This window comes from Aeromonas rivuli, from assembly GCF_020149575.1.
Taxonomy (GTDB): Bacteria; Pseudomonadota; Gammaproteobacteria; order Enterobacterales; family Aeromonadaceae; genus Aeromonas; species Aeromonas rivuli.
This window is the reverse complement of record NZ_CP079742.1, coordinates 967,282-986,681: the sequence shown is the minus strand read 5'-3', so window position 1 is coordinate 986,681 and position 19,400 is coordinate 967,282. Positions and strand designations below refer to the sequence as shown.

Here is a 19,400-nt window from a genome sequence, read left to right as displayed (position 1 = left end):
GATCCGCGATGGTGCAAGGGTGGGTCGCACTGGCGATGCCGCAGCGGGCCGCTGATGCGACCAGGTGAGGGGCAAAAGAAAACCCCGCCAGATGGCGGGGTGGTCGGGATGGGTTGCCCGGGTCAGCGCAGCTGATCACCCTGGGCGGCCTGCTCGGTACCGGCGGCCAGCTTGTACGGATTGAATCGGATAATCTCCTCCCCTGCCCAGTCGTTCATCGCCAGCAGGCTGGCCTTGATGCTGTCGATCTCGTTGACGTCGAACACCTGGGCGGCCTCCGTCACATTGCCAAACCCGCCAGTGCTGTTCGGCATCACCCCCATCAGCTGGGGCGGTACCCGGTGGGTGGCCAGCTGGTCATCCCGGCTCACGTTCTTGATGCTCAAGAAGTCATCCTTGGCCGCTACCTCTGCCACCGGGATCAGCTGCACCCCGTCCTTCTTCCCACCAGGGGTATAGAGCAGCAGGTTGCGGAAGTTTCCGGGACCCTTGCTCTGACGTAGCGCCTCCCGCAGCTTGGTGATGTCCCCCTCATTCTGCAGCGGGTCCGTGATGTGCATGATGAAACCGGCGTGGCTGCCGTTCTCATAGTACCGGCGGCGAAACAGGGTGGCCGACTCGTTCAGCAAGGTCGAATTCAATCCGCCAACGTAGTCGGGGATGCCGTAGATCTCCTGGTTGATGTCGCTCTCCATCACGTGCCCAACCCGACCGGCGGGCAGCTCCTGTTCCTGCCCAGGCTGGGCAATCCACCAATAGGTGGCCATATCCAGAGCGCGCCGGGTGTACTTGGCGCGCAGATGGTCATAGCGCAGCACGCCGCCGAGCCTGTTCTGCACAGCCTGCAGGTAGCCGTTGCCAAAAATAAGATAGTCCAGCGCCAACCCGGTGAAGCCCGCCAGACTCAGTTTCGGATGAGGGATGAAACACGATCGCAAGATGTTGCGCTTCACCTGGATGGCAGAGGCATGATGCACCCCGGCCCGATAGACCCGCGACAGCCCATTGAGGGAGAGCGGCGGCTCATACCAGCGGCCGTTGTGCATCGACTCAAGATAATCGAACACCTCCCGCTGCGATAAGACCGGCACCGGCTCGCCAAAGGTGAACGCCTCGATGGCCTCGCCACCGGATTGCTGGGTTGCCACCACTGGCGGTGTCGGGTTGAAAGAGGGGCGACGATTGCGACGTTTGCTCATTAGAAAAACTCCATAGAACCGGTATTGGTGCCGTTGGCGCCTGCCAGTGGCTCATGTAAAAGGGCGTGCATGGTTGCCCAGGCGATATCTGCGTGGCTGGTCTCTTCGGAACGGCTGGCCTCAAAGGTCGGCATCTTGCCAGCGGTAACCCCCCGGCGGATGCTCATAAAGGCGGCGGCCAAATCATTCCAACCGCTGTCAAACTCCAGCCGCCCCTTGTTCATCACGTCGAGCGCCTTCATCACCATCTGAATTTTGACGCTCGGGTTGTACTGGATGGATGTAACTGCCGGATAGAATGGCTTCACATTCTGATAAACACCCTCCCCGATCCCGGTCGTATCAATGCCGATATACGCCACGTTGTAACGGAGCGTCATCTGGCGGATGGCCTCGGCCTGAGCGGCAAAATCCATCCCTTTCCACTGGTGGCGCTCAAGCACCCGAAATTTGCCGCCAGGTACCGCAGGCGGGGCCAGCACGACGCATCCGGCGCTATCACCCTTGCCGCCCTTGGCCGGGTCATAGCCGATCCACACAGGCCGGTTGCCCATTGGCCGAATCGCAAAGGGTTTGTAGTCATCCCACAGCTCCCAGCTATCGACCATGCAGCGCATAAGCATCGCCAGTGGAAACACGCTGGCCGTGTCGTCCATGAACATGCACATCAGCAGGTTGCTGTATTCATCATCGGAATACTCGCTGCGCAGCTGATCCAGGTCGAACAGGTTGCAACCACCGCACACCGCATCTTCGACCGTGACGATCTGCCGCCACTGGCCATCGGCGCACAACTTGCCACCAGACAGGTTAGTGTGGCTCAGGTCAATCTCGACCCGGTCAGCCTTGGCCTTGCCCCGGTTGAAGTTGGCGCCGGACCAGAACGCATAGGCGGGATGGGAGAGGCTGGATGGGGTGGAGATGTAGGTCTGGCGCCACTTCTTGTGCATCGCCATGCCAGACGCCACCTTGCGAAACTCAAGGAAGCCATGGATCCAGAAATACTCGTCCATGTAGATATTGCCGTGGTAGCTCTGGGCGGTGCGGGCGTTGGTGCCAAGGAAATAGAGGTGCGCCCCGTTCGGCAGCACCATAGGGTCGCCTTTAAGCTCGACCCCCTCCTCCTTGGCAAACTGGATGATGTACTGCTTGAACACATGGGCCTGGGCCTTGCTGGCTGACAGGAATATCTGATTACGTCCGGTCACCAGGGCATCGATGAACGCCTCGAAGGCAAAGAAGTAGGTCGCCCCTATCTGGCGCGACTTGAGCAGATCGCGGATCCGGTGCTGCTTGCCCGCCTCGTACCAGGTGCGCTGATAGCCAAACATGGTCGACTCGAACCGCTCGATTAGGCGCTCTTGCTGTTCGGGCTCCACCACATTGCGCTCGGGCGCCTTCTTCGGCCCCTTGTTGCGGTTCGCCACCTTGGGATTCAGGTCGGTTTCATTGCCGCCGTTGCTGTACTTGTTGACCCGGGCGATCCGCTCCAGCTGGCGGCCCAGCAGGTCAATCTCCTTGAAGTCGCCGCCGCCCTTCACCTCCTTGGCGATCAGCTGGCACATCCGCGCCTCGATGGCGAAGTCGACCCGGTCAATGGGTTTGATGTCATCCCAGCCGTCGCGCTTCTTCCAGGTCGAGACTGTCCCCTCTGGCGTTTGCAGCAATTCAGCAATGGCGCGCAGTGGGTAGCCCTGGAAGAACAGGTGCATGGCCTGCCGTCTGGGTTCGATATGGGGGAAAAGTAACGGTGCTGTAGTCATGGCGCCAGTCTACCGACCAAGACAAGCACCCTGACGCCCGCGCCAGTGTATCCACCGTGGATACACTGGCCGCCGATTGCACGATCCCGCCTCTCACCCAGACCATAACCGCGACATCACCACCCAATCACCAAAGGGATCCCAACCCATGGCTAAGTCCAAGTTTTTCCGTGTTGCCGTCGAAGGGGGCACGACCGATGGCCGCACCATCACCCGCGAATGGGTCGAGCAGATGGCCCAGCGCTATAACCCGCAAACCTACGGTGCCCGAGTCAACATGGAGCACTATCGCGGTTTCGATCCGGAAGGCCTGTTCAAGATGTATGGCGACATCACCGCAGCCAAGGCCGAAGAGGTCACCATCGAGGGCGAAAAACGTCTGGCCCTGTTCGTCCAGATTGACCCAACCCCGGCGCTGGTTGAACTCAACAAGAAACGCCAGAAGGTCTACACCTCCGTCGAGATCCACCCCAACCTCAACGGTAAAGGCGCCTACCTGACGGGGCTCGCTATCACCGACAGCCCGGCCAGCTTGGGCACCGATTTGCTCCAGTTCTGCGCCGGGGCGGGTGAAAACTCCCCGCTTGCTGCTCGTAAGCAGCACAAAGAAAGCCTGTTCACCGAAGGGCTCGAAACCGTCATCGAATTCGAAGACGAGCAGGAAAAAGGCCCTGGCCTGCTGGAGCGGGTCACCGCGCTGTTCTCCACCCACAAGAAGCAATCCGGCGCTGGCTTTAGCGACGTGCACCAGGCCGTCGAAGCCGTGGCCACCGAAGTCACCATCCTCGATACCGGCATGCAGAAGAAGTTCACCGAACAGGCCGCCACCATCACCGGACTGACCAGCCAGCAGCAAGCCACCGCCAAAGCACTGGCTGATCTCACCGCCCAGCTGGAAGGCCAGGAAGAGTTCAGCCACAAGCGCCAGCCCGCCACCGGTGGCGATGGCACCTCATTTGAAACCGACTGCTAAGGACCCCATCCATGCGTAACGAAACCCGCCAGAAGTTCAACGAATTCACCGGCAAAGTGGCCAAAATCAACGCCATCACCAGCGCCATGGTGCAGTTCAACGTGCAACCCAGCGTCCAACAGACCCTGGAAACCAAGATGCAAGAGTCTGTCGCCTTCCTCTCCATGATCAACATGGTGCCGGTGGATGAACTCAAAGGGCAGAAGGTCGGCATCGGTATCAGCAGCACCATCGCGGGTCGCACCAACACAGACACCAAGGACCGTCAGCCCAACAACCCGGCTGCGCTGTACGACCATAACTACGAGTGCGCCCAGACCAACTACGACACAATGATCGGCTACGCCCAGCTCGACTCATGGGCCAAGTTCCCCGATTTCCAGCACCGGATCCGCGACGCCATCATCACCCGTCAGGGGCTGGACCGCATCATGATTGGCTGGCACGGCACCAGTGCGGCACCCGACACAGATCGCACTGCCAATCCCCTGCTGCAAGACGTCAACATCGGTTGGTTGAAGCACATCCGCACGGACGCCCCGGCCCAGGTCATGAGTGAAGGCACCGAGGGCAGCAGCAAGATCTACGTGGATGCCACCGATGGCGACTACAAAAATCTTGATGCCCTGGTGTTCGACGCCGTCAATGAGTTGATTAAGCCATGGTTCCAGGACGATACCGACTTGGTGGTCATCTGCGGCCGCAAGCTGTTGTCAGACAAATACTTCCCCATCATCAACGACGCCAGCGATAACCAAAACAAGCTGGCCGGTCAGGTGCTGGTGAGCCAGAAGCAGATCGGTGGCCTCAAAGCCGTGCGCGTCCCCTTCTTCCCCGACAACGCCCTGTTGATCACCAAGCTCAGCAACCTCTCCATCTACTGGCAGGACGGTGCCCGCCGCCGCCACATCGAGGAAGAGCCCAAGCGTAACCGCATCGTCAACTACGAAAGCTCCAACGATGCCTACGTGGTCGAGGACTACGACTGCGTCGCCCTGGTCGAAAACATCGTCATCGGGCCTAACCCGGCCCCCGGCGCATAAGGAGGTAGCATGACACCAGCCCGTCGCCACCGTGAAAGAGCACTGGCCGCCCTGCAAGGGGCGGCCAGTCCCCAGTTCGACCAGGTCCGTGCCAATGCCTACGAACTCCAGCTGATGCAGTTGGCCGAACACCGCCGCACCCTCAAGGGCATCCAGAGTATCGAGCGAAAGATCGACGCCAAGCGCACCATGTTGGCCGTCTACAAACCCTGGATTGATGGCCTGCTGACCGCCAACCGAGGCGGGCAAGATGACGTCCTGGTGACCGTCATGCTCTGGCACCTCGACACCGGCGATCTGGAAGGGGCATTCAATATGGCCGACTACGTGATCCGCCATGGCCTGAGCACTCCGGATCAGTACGACCGCACCGCCCCCACCCTGATCGCCGAAGAGGTGGCCGACACCGCCATCAAGCTGCAAGAGGCAGGCACCGGCCCAAGCTATGGCCTGCTCTGCGCTTACATCGAGCTACTGAGAGACTCAGACATGTTCGATCAGGTTCACGCCAAGCTGCACAAGGCCGTGGGCCGAGCCGCACTGGCAGAAGGATTCAAAGAGCATGCCGCAGAGCACTACCGTCGGGCGCTTGAACTGTACGACAAGGTCGGCATCAAGAAAGAGCTGGAAGTGCTCGAACGGGAGTTGAAAAAGGAGGCCACCGCAAGCACCAGCGCCCCCCAACCATCAGCCGAACCGGCAGTCCCTGAACCTGTCACCACCGAACAGCCTGACCCCGCCCCCGGCGAGGCCAGCTAACCGAGCGTACCCCGCACCCTGGGCGGCTCGGGCCTGACGAATGCCAGTGGCATACCAGACGGCCCGACCACCGCCCAACCAGCGGCCGACCCACACAGGAGCACCATGAGCACCGGATTCATTGCCAAAGCACCCCCCGAGCCAGAAGAAGGGGAAATAGACAGCGGCCCATTCTGGCCAGCGATCTCGCTGCCTGACCTGCGCGAAACAGTCCGGCTCGATGGCACAGTGACCACGGCCCGCCTCAAGCATGCCGTGATCGATGCTGTCACCAGCGTCAATCGCGATCTGACGGATTGGCGCAGCGCCCGCCAGGGAGAAGGTCACACCACCCTGGCCAGCGTCCCGAGCGAGGTCATCGACAGCGAATCACTGCACCTGCACAGCTATCGGCGCGCCGTCTACGCCATGACCCGTGCCAACCTGCTCGAACGGTATACCGACTACAGCGCCACCGGTGACGGCGTCAAAGGGGCAGATGCCAAAGTCATCAGCTCGGATGACCTTTACCGGGATGCCCGTTTTGCCATCCGCGACATCCTCGGCACCACCCACAACACCGTGGAGCTCATCTGATGGAGCTGCGCAGCCAGCAGGGTGACACCCTCGATCTCATCCTGTATCGGCATTACGGCTACACCGCAGGCATCACCGAGCAAGTGCTCAACCTCAACCCCGGTTTGGCCTCGCTCGGCCCCATCCTCCCGACCGGAACCCTCATCACAATGCCAGCGGCCCCCACCCAGGCCGAGCAGCCGCTGATCCAGCTATGGAACTGACCATGAGCCGCCTCGACGACGAACTCGAACGACTGGCCGACATCAGCGAGCAGCAACTCGCTGCCCGCATCCACGCCGCCCGCATCAGTGGCACCGGCCCGCACTACTGCATCGACTGCGACAGCCCAATCCCCCAGGAGCGCCGCGAGGCAGTCAGGGGCTGCGAGCGCTGCACCGACTGCCAAACCATCACCGAATTCCAAACCGCCCGCCACTACGGCAGCAAACGATAGGAGAGCACGATGCCAGAACCGATCTCATCCAGTGCAGCAACCAGCACCCTCACCGGTCTGGCGCTGCTGTCACTGTTCCCGGGCGTTGACCCCGGCGTCCTGCTCGGAGCATTCGCCGGGGCGCTGGTGTTCATCGCTACCACCGCCGAGCTCGGCAACTTGCGCAAGGCGAGCCTGTTCGTTGCCGCCTTCGTGGCGGGCGCCCTGGCTGCCCCGCTGGTTGCCGCCATGCTGGCCAGCGTCCTGCCGCTCAGTGTCGAAGTCCCCAGGGCCGTCGGCGCCATGCTGGCCTCAGCCCTGGCCGTCCACCTGTTGCAGTGGATCCTGCGTAAAACGCCGGAAGACCTGCTCAAACTCCGCAAAGGGGGCTGACATGAACCAACGGGAAAAGACAGCTTTCTCTCTGGTCAAGTGGCTGGAAGTACTCCTGAAAATTGGTGAGAAATCAGCATTGATATTGGCCGCAATCTGCTTGTGGCTGATGTTGATTGAGTTTCTGAACGGAGCCCCTCTCGACCCGATGAGCACCTTCGGGAAAGCAGTAATTTGCGCGTTCGTTATTGAACTGGCGCGAGTGGTAATCCTGTTCATCAAATGGGCTAGGCGTAAGCGCCAAGTCTGCAAAGGGGGCTGACATGCTGACCATCCTCTACGCCATGATCTGCGCCGCCATCGCCCTGCGACTGGCTACCTTCAACCGCAACGGGGGCGACTACCGCCCCCTGCCAGCCCTGCTGGCATGGGTCCTCACAGTGGCAGCCGGTTCCGTGCCATTGCGAGCCATGCTGGGTGTCTTGCCATCGCCGGATCCCGCCGCCGTCCTGCTGGCCGCCGTGGTGCTGACCGCTCTGCTCGGGTCGAGGGGGTCAGTCATGCGCCTGCTGCCGCGCCGCCGCCAGCAACCAACCACCGCCAGCCACCTGAACGGGAGATTTCAGCCATGAGCCTCAAAAAAGGGGATACCGGCACCAGCGTCACCGACTTGCAGCGCCGCCTGACCAAGGCCGGTTATCCGGTGGATCCTGATGGCTGGTTTGGCGGCGCCACCGAGCACGCCCTGCTCGCCTTCCAGCGAGACCACATGATCGCCGCCATCGGTAAAGCGGGTCCGCGCACCCTGGCCGCCCTGCTCGGCAGCGAGCGCGGCAACCAGTTGCGCATCGGCGACATGCAGGCCGGGGCCGACCTGCTGGCGCTGCCGCTCGCCACCATGACCACGGTCGCCCAGGTCGAGAGCATCGGCGAAGGCTTCACCAACGCCATGCGCCCCGTGGTGCTGTTTGAGCGGCATGTGTTCTACAAGCAGCTCACCAAGCACCTGGGCAAAGCCGCCGCCGACCAGCTGGCTGCCAGTTACCCCAACCTGGTCAACCTCAAACGCGGCGGCTACGCGGGCGGCGCGGCAGAGTGGGAGCGACTGCAACTGGCCATCAGTCTGCATCGGGATGCCGCCATCGAATCGGCCAGCTGGGGCATGTTCCAGATCATGGGCTACCACTGGCAGACCCTGGGCTTTGCCTCCGCCGGTGACTGGCAGGCCGCCATGCAGCGCAGCGAGGTCGAACACCTCAACGCCCTGTGCCGCTTCATCCAGCAGGACGCCGCCATGCACAAGGCCCTGCAGGGTCGTAAATGGGCCGACTTTGCCCGCCGCTACAACGGCCCAGCCTACAAAGAAAACGACTACGACACCAAGCTGGCCAAGGCATATGACCACTTTGCCAAGGTCTACCCGGTGAAGGAGGTGGCGGATGCACATTGAAATCACAGGCCGGATGACGGGGAAAACTGAACGGCTTATCGCGACAGCGAACCAGTTGATAGACCAGGGCAAGAGGGTGGTGATCGTCTGTAGCAATAACCGCTTTATGATGGCCCTTTTGCAAAAGGGGTGTCCGGGAGCAAAGGTTAGCGGTGACAAATACCTGAACACAAAAGAGTGGTTTGCCGAACTCGATGCAGACCCTGATGTGATCTGGATGTATGACGAGTTCGACTGGTTCCAAAACCAGAGCGTTATTAAGATCCGCCCCAATGGGTATTACTACACCACGCCAAGGCCGCCATTTAACTTGATGAAGCCAACGGGGGACCGCCCCATTGCCAAGTTGATGCAGACGTATCAGACCCACGTCGACACCATCATCATCATGCCCTGTCACTCTCACCTTCGTGACGACTCGATCCCGATGGATTTCTGGGGGATTGATTGTGCTGACTAACCTGCTGCGCTCCCCCCTCACCTGGTTGCTGCTGGCCCTGGCTGTCGCCTTGGCTGGATGGGGCTGGTCTGCCACCTCGGCGGCAACCGCCAAGGGCCAGGTCACCACCCTGCAAAGCGACCTCAACGCCGCCAACGACAAGGCCCTCGAGGCCGATCGGCGAGAGAAGCTCAAGGACGGGGCCATCGACACCCTCACCGACGAACTGACCGCCCAGGCAGAAGCCGCCGCAAAGCTGCAGCACCAGCTCGGCGATCTGACCATCACGGCCGCCACCCGGGCCGACACCATCAAGAGGCTCAAACGTGAAAATGCTGAACTTCGGACTTGGGCTGATAGCCCTCTGCCTGATCCTGTTATCAGGCTGCTCCAGCGCCCCGCCCTCACCGGCGCCGCAGATTATCAGGCTCACCTGTCAGGGCCTGATCCCCTGCCAGTTGCCACCGGCCAGTCCGGCCAATAACGGTGACCTGCTCGACCAGTTAACCCAGACCGAGGCCGCCTGGGCAGCCTGCGCAGCCCAAGTCGACAGCCTCATCACCTGCCAGCAACGCCACCAGAACGGGAGAGATAATGGAAAAGCCAAAGCAAATCCGTGAGGTGCTGACCCGCTGCGTGCCGCACCTCAAGACTGACCCGGACAAGCTGCACCTCTTCATTGCCCCGGGTAATGTCGAAAGCACCGGCGCCAGCTCGCTCTCGTTCGAGTGGCAATACCCGCTCACCATCGGCATTGAGGACTTTGCCGGTCATCCGGATCAGATCATGGTGCCGCTGCTGGCTTGGCTACGCCAACATCAGCCCGAGCTGATGACCAACGACGAGCGGCGCAAGGATAGCATCACCTTCGAGGCCGAATACCTCGCCAACGATCTGATGGACCTCATCATCACCGTCAAACTGACCGAGCGGGTCAGGGTGTGGCAAAACGAACAGGGGATTGGCTGGGAGCACCTGCCAGAGCCGCCGGAAGACCCCGATGACGGCATCACCTGGGAACTGTTTATCAACGGGGAGCATCAACCATGGCCAGCGACGACCTGAGTCGCCTGACCCAGTGGGCAGATGGCCTCTTGGCCAGCTTGGAGCCAGCAGCACGCCGCCAGTTAGCCGGGGAAATGGCGCGCACATTACGAGACAGCCAGGCAAGCCGGATCCGTACCAACATCCAGCCGGATGGCAGCCCTATGACCCAGCGCAAGCCACAGCCCAAGCTGAAAAAAGGCCGGGGCCGTCTGCGACGAAAAATGTTCTTCAAAATCAGCAGCAAAACATGGTTAAAAGCCAGCGCCACCCCCTCGCAAGCCGTGGTTGAATTTGTCGGCACGGCACGGCGCTTGGCGACCATCCACCACTACGGCCTCAAAGACCGCATCAAGGGCCGCGATATCCGCTATCCGACGCGGGAACTGCTTGGCATCACCGAACAAGAGCTCGACCAACTCGAAACCACCCTGCTCGCCCACCTCAGTCACGGACTGTAATCATCGCCGCCAGTGTATCCGTCGTGGATACACTGGCCGCAGCTCGCCTTACTCGCCATTGCCCAAAACAATGGCCCCATGCAACTGACCCCAACCGAACTCAAACGCCTGATCGACAACCTGATCCGCATTGGCACCGTCACCGCCGTGCGCTCCGGGGAATGTCGCGTCAAAACCGGCGACATCACTACCAACTGGCGGCCCTACACCACAGAAAGGGCCGGGGCTAACCGTACCCGCCACCGCCTGAGCCTGGGCGAGCAGGTGATTTTGCTTTCGGTCAGCGGTGATACGCGCAATGCCTATATCGTCGGCCGCCTCAATGCTGACCAGTTCCCCGAGCCGCTAGCCGAGGATGACAGCCCGGATCTCGACCGCACCGAATACAGCGACGGCGCCATCATCGAATACAACCCGGCAACCGGGGCGCTCAACGCCAACGGCATCAAGTCTGCCAATATCGCGGCCTCGGTAACCGTCAAGCTAATCACCCCGCTGGTCGAATGCACCAAGGCGCTCAAGGTCGGCACCACCATCAGCGCGGGGGGCAAGATTACCGCCCCCACCGCAACCATCGGCGGCATAGAAGTCACTACCCACAAACACGGCAACGTCAGCACCGGCAGCGGCACCTCCGGGGGCCCGCAATGAACTGGCTTGGCATGAATGCCGCGAGCGGCCGCACCATCAGCGCCACCGACCACATCGTGCAGTCGGTGCGCGACATTCTGATCACCCCGGTGGGATCCCGAGTCATGCGCCGCGACTACGGCAGCGAACTTTTTTACCTCATCGACCAGCCCCAACATCAGGCCACCCGCCTGCGCCTGATGGCCGCCACCGTACAGGCCCTTATCAACTGGGAACCACGCATCACCATCACCCGGGTAGAAGTGCTGGGCGGCGGCATGGATGGCGCCCTCACCGTCGAACTCACCTGGCAGCGCAAGGACGGCGGCGCGCCGGAGTCTGCTTCTATCGCCATTCCCACAGGAGCCGCCACTTGAGCACCATCACCCTCTCTCAACTGCCGCAGCCCGATGTGATCGAGGTGCTCGATTTCGAGACCATCCTTGCCGAGCGCAAGGCCTATTTTGTCAGCCTCTATCCGGCAGACCAGCAGGCGGCCATCGCCGCCACCCTGGCGCTGGAATCCGAGCCCATCACCAAGCTGCTGCAAGAGAATGCATATCGGGAGCTGATCCTGCGCCAACGCATCAACGATGCCGCCGTCGCCAACATGTTGGCCTGGGCCAAGGGGAGCGACCTCGACAACCTGGTGGCTAACTGGAAGGTGCAGCGGCTCACCATCCAGCCGGGTGATGACACCGCCACCCCGCCGGTGCCAGAAATCAAAGAGGATGACGAGGCGCTGATCCTGCGAGCCCTGATGGCGTGGGATGGCCTCAGCGTGGCGGGCCCCACCGGGGCCTATGAGTATTTCGCCCTCTCGGCGGATGGCAAGGTAGCCGATGCCAAAGGGTCCAGCCCCGTCCCCGCCGAGGCCCTGGTCACCATCCTCAGCACCGAAGGGGACGGCACGGCCAATGCAACCCTGATCGCCAAAGTAACCCTGGCCTTGAGCCACGAAGACACCCGCCCGGTTGCTGACCGACTCAGCGTGCAAAGTGCCGGCATCATCCACTACACCATCACCGCCCAGTTACACATCAGCAGCCAGGGGGCCGAGGCAGATGTGATCCTGCAGGCAGCCCGTGATCAGCTCGCCACCTTTATCAACCCGCGCCGCCGCATCGGGGTCGAGGTGCCGCGTTCTGCCATTGATGCCGCCCTTCATGTGCAGGGCGTGCGCAAGGTCGATTTGATTGGCTGGGCAGACATCACTCCCAGTGCAACCCAAGCTGCCTACTGCACCGGCTTCACCGTGGAACGAGCGCCATGAGTGCCATCCTGCCGCCCAGCACCACCCGCACCGAACGCAACCTGGCAACGGCGGGCGCCAATGCTCAGGCCTTGCCGATCCCGTTCCGCGCACTCTGGTCACCCTGGACCTGCCCCACCCACCTGCTGCCCTATCTGGCCGCCAGCTGGAGCGTCGACCGCTGGGATGACAAATGGCCGGAGGCCACCAAACGCCAGGTCATCGCCAACAGCTACTTCGTGCACAGCCACAAAGGCACCATCGGCGCCATCCGCCGGGTGGTGGAACCGCTGGGCTACCTGATCCGGGTGCTGGAGTGGTGGCAAGAAACCCCGGCAGCCACCCCGGGCACCTTCAAGCTCGACATCGGCGTGCTCGACACCGGCATCACCGAAACCATGTACCAGGAGCTGGAACGGCTGATCGCCGATGCCAAACCCATGACCCGCCACCTGACCGGCCTCGCCATCAGCATGGAAAGCCGCGGCCCGCTCTATGTCGGCGCTGCCTGCTACCTGGGCGATGAACTGACCATCTACCCCTACAGCCCCGAGGCCATCGAGATCCGTGGCCAGCAGTGGCACGGCGGCATCACCCACATCATCGACACCATGACCATTTATCCACAACAAGGAGGTGCCGCTTGAGCGCCAACTACTTCGCCATCCCCACCAATGTGGGGCAGGCCAAAATTGCCAACGCCATCGCGCTGGGCGTGCCGCTGAAAATCACCGCCATGGGCGTCGGTGATGGCGGCGGCCAGCCGGTGACGCCGGATCCGGCCATGACTGCCCTGCCGGGTGAGCAGCGCCGCGCGCCCATCAACACCCTGTTTCAGGACCCGCTCAACCCGTCACAACTGGTCGCTGAGCAGATCCTTCCGGAGGATGTTGGCGGGTGGTGGGTCCGCTGCGTCGGTCTCTACGACGAGAGCGGCACTCTGATCGCCATCGCCAACGCCCCGGACACCTACAAGCCGCTGCTGACCAGCGGGTCTGGCCGTACCCAAACCATCCGCATTGTGCTGATCGTCAGCAACACCAGCGCGGTAGAGCTCAAGATTGACCCTGCCGTGGTACTGGCGACTCGCAAGTATGTCGATGAGGTTGCTCTCAGCTCATATCCAGTTGGTGCCCCAATTCCCTGGCCAACGGCTGTACCGCCTACCGGCTACATCACCATGACCGGCCAGTCGTTCAGTGCGGCGACTTACCCCAAGCTCGCGATCGCCTATCCGTCGCTGGTACTGCCTGATATGCGGGCGGAGTTTATTCGGGGTTGGGATGCAGGAAGGGGGGGAGATCTCAATCGCAGTATTCTTACTAATCAGAGCGACCTGACAAAGGCCCACTCTCACCACATATCCGCCAATGCCCCAACGTCACATGATGAAGGATGGAAATTAGGGGCTATACGGAGCGACACTTACCCTGCCGGGCGCGGGATCCCAGCAACAGCCGATACTGGAGCCGGCTCATTTCTCCCGAGCCCCAGCGGGCACTCGCTAGGTGCGATCGGCATTGTCGGTGGAGTAGAAACTCGTCCCCGTAACATCGCATTCAACTACATCGTGAGGGCAGCATAATGAACGAACCGCTCGTAGTTTGGGGGGAGGATGGCTTTGCCTCATCATCTGGTTGGGCCACTGTGTACGCCACCCACCCGGCCACAGGTGAACTCTTGTCACAGCAGCAAGCATGGGTTTCCGTAGGGACTGGGCTCCCTGCCGGTGCCTATTTGGATGAACCGGATCAAACCGCACCAGGGAAAGCCATTGTTCGTAGCCAGACAGGCTGGGAGTCCGTCGATGATTATCGCGGTCAGACGGCATACGACAAGCGCACACGCCAATCTGTCGTTATCAAGGAGCTCGGTGAACTGCCGCTGGCCCTCACTCTCACCCCTCCATCATCCCAATTCGACGTGTGGGATGCGGACCTGCTGCGTTGGGTGAAAGACCTGAAGCAGGAAGATGCTGTTCTGGCACAGCAAGCGCAGCAGCAACGTCAGGCCTTGATGAGCGAAGCCAGTCAGGAGATCGCCGTGCTCACCGACGCACTGGATCCCAATGTCATCAGCGAACCGTCAGCCGATGACCAGGTGAAACTCATCGCCTGGAAGGCCTACCGCGTCGCTCTTTCCAAGGTCGACCAGCAAGCTGGCTATCCCCATACCATCACCTGGCCGCAGCAACCGGGCGATCCCGCCACCGAATAACCCTTGAGTCCGACCACCACCCCGCCCAGTGCGGGGTGTTTCGTTGCTGCCGTCCATCACCGCCTTGTCACCGCCCATCCAGTGTATCCACGGCAGATACACTGGCCGCCGCTCGCCTGCTATCCCCTGCCCCGGCATCCTGACCCTGCTCACATCACCTTGCATTACCTACGCAAAGAATGCTCCGTCCGGACAACAGGAGAACCTATGGCACTGGACCAATTTCACCACGGCGTGCGCGTCGTGGAAGCCAACGAGGGCACCCGCACCATCCGCACCGTCGCCACGGCGGTGATCGGCATGGTCTGCACCAGCGAAGACGCGGACGCCACCTACTTCCCCCTCGACAAACCCGTGTTGATTGCCAACCTGCCAGCAGCCATTGCCAAAGCAGGCAGCGAGGGCAACCTCAAAAAATCGCTGCAAACCATCTATGACACCGTCAACACCATCGTCATCGTGGTTCGGGTCGCACCAGGTGCCGATGCAGCAGAGCTGACCAGCAACATCATCGGCACCATCAAGCCCGATGGCAGCTATACCGGCCTCAAGGCGCTGGAGCGGGCCGCCCCGGTCACCACCGTCAAGCCCCGCATCCTTTGTGTGCCGGACAATTGCACCCTGCCCATCGCCACCGCCCTGGCGGGTGCGGCCAAGAAGCTGCGCGCCTTCGCCTATGTGCCGACCATCGCCGACACCGTCGAAGCGGCGCTGGCCTACCGCGAGAACTTCTCCAGCCGCGAACTGATGCCTATCCACGGCGACTGGATCGCCTGGGACACCACCGCCAATGCCAGCATCAAACTGGATGCCTGCCTCAAGGCGGCCGCCCTGCGGGCATTCATCGACAAAGAGATCGGCTGGCACAAGACCCTGTCCAACGTCGGCGTGACCGGGGTCGACGGCATGACCAAGACCCTGTTCTGGGATCTGCAAGACCCCGATACCGAGGTCGGCCTGCTCAACGCCAACGAAATCACCGCCCTCATCCGGGCGGACGGCTTCCGTTACTGGGGCAACCGCACCTGTTCGGACGATCCCCTGTTCGCCTTCGAGAACTACACCCGCACCGCCCAGATCCTGGCCGACACCATGGCCGAGGCGCACATGTGGGCCGTCGACAAGCCCATGACCCCCACCCTGGTGAAAGACATCATCGAGGGCATCAAGGCCAAGGGCCGCGAACTGGTCACCGGCGGGTACCTGCTCGGCTTCGACTGCTGGTACAACGAGGAGCTCAACGACAAAGACACCCTCAAGGCTGGCAAGCTGCGCATCGATTACGACTACACCCCGGTGCCGCCGCTCGAAGACCTCGGCTTCCAGCAGCGCATCACCGATTCCTACCTGATCGACTTTGGCGCCCGCGTTGCGGCCGCCGCATAAGGAGCCCCCATGTCACTGCCTCGCAAAATCAAACGCCTCAATGTCTTTCTCAATGGCGACAACTGGGTCGGTGAAGCGGAAGACTTCACCCCGGCCAAGCTCTCCCGCAAGTTCGAAGCCTATCGTGGCGGCGGCATGGGCGGCGCCGTCAACATCGACATGGGGTTGGATGACAGCGCCCTTGATGTCTCCTTCACCTTCGGCGGTTACGGCGACCAGCTCCTGCGCTGCATGGGTGAGCCCAAAGCTGACGGCACTAGCCTGCGTTTTGCGGGTTCAACCCAACGTGATGACACCGGTGAAGTCATGGCCGTCGAAATCGTCTGCCGTGGCCGCTTCAAAGAGCTCGACCGGGGCACCCTCAAGGCAGGTGATAACACCCAGGCCAAGGTCAGCATGGTCAACACCTACTACAAAGAGACCGTCAACGGCCAGGTGGTGCATGAGATTGACCTGATCAACATGGTCGAAATCGGCCCCGACGGCGTCGACCTCATGGCCGAACACCGCAAAGCCATCGGCCTCTAACCCACCCAACAACCCAACGGGCGGCCATGCCGCCCGTCACCACATCAACATCAGGAACAAGCACCATGGACAACAAGACCGTTACCCTCGACCAAGTCATCCAGCGCGGCGATACCACCATCACCGAGGTTCAACTGCGCAAGCCCAAGGCGGGCGAAATGCGCGGCCTCAATATGACCGATGTGGTGCAGATGGACGTTAACGCCCTAACAAAACTGCTGCCCCGCATCACAACCCCCATGTTGACCGAGGTCGAGATCGGCAACATGGATCCGGCCGACCTGATGCAACTGGGCAGCGAGGTAAGCGCTTTTTTGGTACCGAAGAGAATGGCCTACCTCATTGCGTAGACGAGGTGATGGCCGATCTGGCCATCATCGCCCACTGGCCGCCGTCCGAGATGGCGGCCATGGAGATCAGCGAGCTGATGGGCTGGCACCAAAACCTCGTTGAGACCCACAACCGCATCAACGGGGCAACAGAGCAATGAACCCTCTCAAACTTCAAATCCTGCTCGGGGCGGTCGACAAGTTGACCGCCCCCCTCAAGGCAGCCAGCGGCCAGAGCCGCATCACCGCCAAAGACTTGGTCGAAACCAAAAAGCGCATCAAGGAGCTGGAAGCCCAGAGCGGCCAGATTGATGGCTATCGCACCCTCGGCCAGCAAATTGGTGCCACCCGCGCCCAACTCACAGCTGCCCAGCGCGATGCTCAGCAGATGGCACAGCAGTTCACCAAGGTCGAGCAACCGACCAAGGCCATGGCCCGCGCCATGGAGCAGGCCAAACAGAAGGTGCGCGACCTCTCCCAACAAGAGCGGGAAATGGTCGCCCGTCACGGCAACCTGAAACGGGCCATGGGCGAGGCAGGCATCAACACCAAGCAGCTCGGCGAACACCAGCGCCGCCTCAAGACCGATCTGGCTTCCGCCAATGCCCAGCTCGACCAGCAGCGCGCCAAGCTGGGGCAGCTGGCCGACCAGCAAAAGCGCCTCAACCAGGTCAAGGCGAACTATGACAAGACCATGTCCATGCGCGGCACCATGGCGGGCTATGGCGCCGCAGGCATGGCAACAGGTGCCGCGGCTATCTACAAGGGCACCAACATCGCCAGCAAGGCCATGGGCTTTGATGTCGATATGTCCAAGGTGCAGGCGATCACCCGGCTGAACAAAGGAAGCGGCGAACTGGCCGCCTTGCGGGCTCAGGCGCGGGAGCTCGGCGCCAATACCGCCTTCACGGCGGGCGAAGCGGCGCAGGGCCAGGGCTTCCTCGCCATGGCTGGCTTTACCCCCAAGGCGATCCGCGACGCCATGCCTGGGGTGCTCGATATTGCCAAGGCGGGCGGTGTCGAGATTGCCGCCGCAGCGGATATCGGCTCCAACATCCTGACCGGCTTCAAGCTGCCAGCAAACCAGATGAACCGGCTCGGGGATGTAATGGTCGGCACCTTCACCCGTGCCAACGTCGACTTGCAGATGCTGGGTGAAACCATGAAGTACGTGGGCCCGGTGGCGGCTGGCCTCGGCGTTGACCTTGAAACTGCCTCCGCCATGGCGGGCAAGCTGGGGGATGCTGGTATCCAGGGCAGCATGGGCGGTACCGCCATGCGAGCCATTCTCGGCCGCCTGGCAGCGCCCCCAAAGGCCGCACACGATGCGCTGGCCGCCCTGAACGTGAAGACCGCCGATGCGGCGGGTAACCTGCGCGCCCTGCCCGATATTCTCGACGAGCTCTACAAGAAGACCAGCAAGATGGGGGATGCCACCCGCTCGGGCTATTTCAAGGCCATCGCCGGTGAAGAGGCCTTCGCCGCCCTGGCCGTGCTGACCGAACAGGCGGGCTCCGGCAAGCTGCAAGAGCTCATCGCCACGTTGAAGCAAACCCAGGGGGAAGCAGGCAAGGTCGCCAAGGTCATGGCAGATAACGCCATCGGTGATCTGGATAACCTCACCTCCGCATGGGATGACGTAGGCATCCAGATGATGGAGACCGAAAACGGCCCGATGCGCGGGCTCATTCAGCGCGTCACCGAGATTATCCAGGTCACCGGTGACTGGATGCGGGCCAACCCAGAGCTGACCTCTACCCTGACCCGTATCGCGGCGGTCACCGCCGTAGCAGCTGCCGCTGGCGGGTCACTGCTGCTGATTGTGGCTGGTCTGTTGGGGCCGCTGGCCGCCATCAAAATGGGGATGTCGATGCTGCTGGTCTATGGCGGCCCGCTGCTGACCTTCATCAAGGCACTGACCATGGGAATGGTCAGGCTCGGCATTGCCATGCTCACCACCCCGATCGGCTGGTTCATCATGGGGATTGCGGCAATCGCTGCCGGAGCATTCCTGCTCTACAAAAATTGGGATGGGGTCACCAAGTGGTTCAGCGAGCTATGGGCCCAGTGCAAGGCCCCTGCGCTCGCCTTCTGGGAACTCCTGAAAGAGCTCTTCTCATGGACCCCCATCGGCATGCTGGTCATGCACTGGGGCGAGATCTGGGCCTTCTTCGATACACTGCCAGCCGGGGCGGCCAACAAGGGCAAGGCCATCATCGACGGCCTGATTGGTGGCATCACTGCGAAGTGGGAGAGCCTGAAAGCCAAGATAAAAGCCCTCACCGACCTGCTGCCGGACTGGATGAAAGGGGGTGGCTCGGTCACGGCTAACGTCAAGCAATCGGGATACCTCACCGGCAACTACAGCACCCCCGCATTGGCCGGTGGATCCGGATACGGCCCACGTATAGTCGCCACACCCAAACCAGTGGCCAGAGGCAGCACCACCACCAAGATCAACGCCCCGATCCACATCGTCCAGCAACCGGGGCAATCCGGCGCGGATGTGGCGCAAGAGGTGCGCCGCGAACTGGACCGGCGCGAACGGCAGGCAGCTGCCAATGGCCGAGCCTCCCTGACCGACCGCAACTAAGGAGAAACCG

General features: G+C 61.7%; 28 protein-coding genes. 26 read left to right on the top strand and 2 right to left on the bottom strand.

What is annotated here, in order from left to right; all coding sequences use genetic code 11:
* Positions 1–122: 122 nt before the first annotated feature.
* The gene (locus KYK33_RS04720) at positions 123–1,199 is read right to left on the bottom strand and encodes a phage portal protein (protein WP_224432184.1); all 1,077 of its coding nucleotides are present in this window, start codon (positions 1,197–1,199) and stop codon (positions 123–125) included.
* A complete protein-coding gene (locus KYK33_RS04715; protein WP_224432183.1) occupies positions 1,199–2,962 on the bottom strand; it encodes a terminase ATPase subunit family protein in 1,764 nt (587 codons plus the stop codon). The genes KYK33_RS04720 and KYK33_RS04715 overlap by 1 nt, the downstream gene beginning before the upstream one ends.
* A gap of 148 nt (positions 2,963–3,110) precedes the next feature.
* Here KYK33_RS04715 and KYK33_RS04710 point away from each other — a divergent pair, with 148 nt between their 5' ends.
* From KYK33_RS04710 to KYK33_RS04585, 26 genes are all read left to right on the top strand, one after another.
* Positions 3,111–3,935, top strand: coding sequence for a GPO family capsid scaffolding protein (locus KYK33_RS04710; protein ID WP_224432182.1), 825 nt, complete (start codon positions 3,111–3,113; stop codon positions 3,933–3,935).
* 11 nt (positions 3,936–3,946) lie between these two features.
* Positions 3,947–4,978 (top strand): phage major capsid protein, P2 family, encoded by a 1,032-nt coding sequence (locus KYK33_RS04705; protein ID WP_224432181.1) that lies wholly within the window; start codon positions 3,947–3,949, stop codon positions 4,976–4,978.
* Positions 4,979–4,987: 9 nt separating this feature from the next.
* A complete protein-coding gene (gpM, locus tag KYK33_RS04700) occupies positions 4,988–5,737 on the top strand; it encodes a phage terminase small subunit (RefSeq protein WP_224432180.1) in 750 nt (249 codons plus the stop codon).
* Positions 5,738–5,842: 105 nt separating this feature from the next.
* The gene (locus tag KYK33_RS04695; RefSeq protein WP_224432179.1) at positions 5,843–6,313 is read left to right on the top strand and encodes a head completion/stabilization protein; all 471 of its coding nucleotides are present in this window, start codon (positions 5,843–5,845) and stop codon (positions 6,311–6,313) included.
* Positions 6,313–6,516 (top strand): tail protein X, encoded by a 204-nt coding sequence (locus KYK33_RS04690; protein WP_224432178.1) that lies wholly within the window; start codon positions 6,313–6,315, stop codon positions 6,514–6,516. The genes KYK33_RS04695 and KYK33_RS04690 overlap by 1 nt, the downstream gene beginning before the upstream one ends.
* Positions 6,517–6,518: 2 nt before the next feature.
* Entirely contained in the window at positions 6,519–6,749 is a 231-nt protein-coding gene (locus KYK33_RS04685; RefSeq protein WP_224432177.1) for a TraR/DksA C4-type zinc finger protein, read from the top strand.
* 9 nt (positions 6,750–6,758) lie between these two features.
* The gene (locus tag KYK33_RS04680; RefSeq protein ID WP_224432176.1) at positions 6,759–7,121 is read left to right on the top strand and encodes a putative holin; all 363 of its coding nucleotides are present in this window, start codon (positions 6,759–6,761) and stop codon (positions 7,119–7,121) included.
* A 1-nt stretch (position 7,122) separates the two neighbouring features.
* On the top strand, positions 7,123–7,383 hold the full coding sequence (locus KYK33_RS04675; RefSeq protein WP_224432175.1) for a hypothetical protein: 261 nt from the start codon (positions 7,123–7,125) through the stop codon (positions 7,381–7,383).
* Position 7,384: 1 nt separating this feature from the next.
* Entirely contained in the window at positions 7,385–7,693 is a 309-nt protein-coding gene (locus tag KYK33_RS04670) for a phage holin family protein (protein ID WP_224432174.1), read from the top strand.
* Positions 7,690–8,511 carry an N-acetylmuramidase domain-containing protein gene (locus tag KYK33_RS04665; RefSeq protein ID WP_224432173.1) on the top strand — a complete coding sequence of 274 codons (822 nt, stop codon included), beginning with the start codon at positions 7,690–7,692 and terminating at the stop codon, positions 8,509–8,511. The genes KYK33_RS04670 and KYK33_RS04665 overlap by 4 nt, the downstream gene beginning before the upstream one ends.
* Entirely contained in the window at positions 8,501–8,971 is a 471-nt protein-coding gene (locus KYK33_RS04660; protein ID WP_224432172.1) for a hypothetical protein, read from the top strand. Before KYK33_RS04665 ends, KYK33_RS04660 begins: the two co-directional genes overlap by 11 nt.
* Complete coding sequence (gene lysB / locus KYK33_RS04655) at positions 8,961–9,434, top strand: Rz-like lysis system protein LysB (RefSeq protein ID WP_224432171.1); 474 nt, start codon at positions 8,961–8,963, stop codon at positions 9,432–9,434. Before KYK33_RS04660 ends, lysB begins: the two co-directional genes overlap by 11 nt.
* Positions 9,319–9,570 carry an Rz1-like lysis system protein LysC gene (lysC, locus tag KYK33_RS04650; RefSeq protein WP_224432947.1) on the top strand — a complete coding sequence of 84 codons (252 nt, stop codon included), beginning with the start codon at positions 9,319–9,321 and terminating at the stop codon, positions 9,568–9,570. The genes lysB and lysC overlap by 116 nt, the downstream gene beginning before the upstream one ends.
* Entirely contained in the window at positions 9,545–10,015 is a 471-nt protein-coding gene (locus KYK33_RS04645) for a phage tail protein (RefSeq protein ID WP_224432170.1), read from the top strand. The genes lysC and KYK33_RS04645 overlap by 26 nt, the downstream gene beginning before the upstream one ends.
* Entirely contained in the window at positions 9,997–10,455 is a 459-nt protein-coding gene (locus KYK33_RS04640; protein WP_224432169.1) for a phage virion morphogenesis protein, read from the top strand. The genes KYK33_RS04645 and KYK33_RS04640 overlap by 19 nt, the downstream gene beginning before the upstream one ends.
* 78 nt (positions 10,456–10,533) lie before the next feature.
* Complete coding sequence (locus KYK33_RS04635; RefSeq protein WP_224432168.1) at positions 10,534–11,106, top strand: phage baseplate assembly protein V; 573 nt, start codon at positions 10,534–10,536, stop codon at positions 11,104–11,106.
* Positions 11,103–11,462 carry a GPW/gp25 family protein gene (locus tag KYK33_RS04630; RefSeq protein WP_224432167.1) on the top strand — a complete coding sequence of 120 codons (360 nt, stop codon included), beginning with the start codon at positions 11,103–11,105 and terminating at the stop codon, positions 11,460–11,462. The genes KYK33_RS04635 and KYK33_RS04630 overlap by 4 nt, the downstream gene beginning before the upstream one ends.
* On the top strand, positions 11,459–12,358 hold the full coding sequence (locus KYK33_RS04625; RefSeq protein ID WP_224432166.1) for a baseplate J/gp47 family protein: 900 nt from the start codon (positions 11,459–11,461) through the stop codon (positions 12,356–12,358). Before KYK33_RS04630 ends, KYK33_RS04625 begins: the two co-directional genes overlap by 4 nt.
* Positions 12,355–12,984: a phage tail protein I gene (locus KYK33_RS04620; protein ID WP_224432165.1), complete on the top strand. Its 630-nt coding sequence runs from the start codon at positions 12,355–12,357 to the stop codon at positions 12,982–12,984. The genes KYK33_RS04625 and KYK33_RS04620 overlap by 4 nt, the downstream gene beginning before the upstream one ends.
* Entirely contained in the window at positions 12,981–13,922 is a 942-nt protein-coding gene (locus KYK33_RS04615; protein WP_224432164.1) for a phage tail-collar fiber domain-containing protein, read from the top strand. Before KYK33_RS04620 ends, KYK33_RS04615 begins: the two co-directional genes overlap by 4 nt.
* The gene (locus KYK33_RS04610) at positions 13,922–14,554 is read left to right on the top strand and encodes a tail fiber assembly protein (protein ID WP_224432163.1); all 633 of its coding nucleotides are present in this window, start codon (positions 13,922–13,924) and stop codon (positions 14,552–14,554) included. Before KYK33_RS04615 ends, KYK33_RS04610 begins: the two co-directional genes overlap by 1 nt.
* 207 nt (positions 14,555–14,761) lie before the next feature.
* Positions 14,762–15,940 carry a phage tail sheath C-terminal domain-containing protein gene (locus tag KYK33_RS04605; protein WP_436467766.1) on the top strand — a complete coding sequence of 393 codons (1,179 nt, stop codon included), beginning with the start codon at positions 14,762–14,764 and terminating at the stop codon, positions 15,938–15,940.
* A gap of 9 nt (positions 15,941–15,949) precedes the next feature.
* Positions 15,950–16,468: a phage major tail tube protein gene (locus tag KYK33_RS04600; protein WP_224432162.1), complete on the top strand. Its 519-nt coding sequence runs from the start codon at positions 15,950–15,952 to the stop codon at positions 16,466–16,468.
* 65 nt (positions 16,469–16,533) lie between these two features.
* Positions 16,534–16,818: a phage tail assembly protein gene (locus tag KYK33_RS04595; RefSeq protein WP_224432161.1), complete on the top strand. Its 285-nt coding sequence runs from the start codon at positions 16,534–16,536 to the stop codon at positions 16,816–16,818.
* 8 nt (positions 16,819–16,826) lie between these two features.
* The gene (locus KYK33_RS04590; protein WP_029306174.1) at positions 16,827–16,958 is read left to right on the top strand and encodes a GpE family phage tail protein; all 132 of its coding nucleotides are present in this window, start codon (positions 16,827–16,829) and stop codon (positions 16,956–16,958) included.
* Positions 16,955–19,390, top strand: a complete 2,436-nt coding sequence (locus KYK33_RS04585; RefSeq protein ID WP_224432160.1) for a phage tail tape measure protein — start codon at positions 16,955–16,957, stop codon at positions 19,388–19,390. The genes KYK33_RS04590 and KYK33_RS04585 overlap by 4 nt, the downstream gene beginning before the upstream one ends.
* Positions 19,391–19,400: the final 10 nt, after the last annotated feature.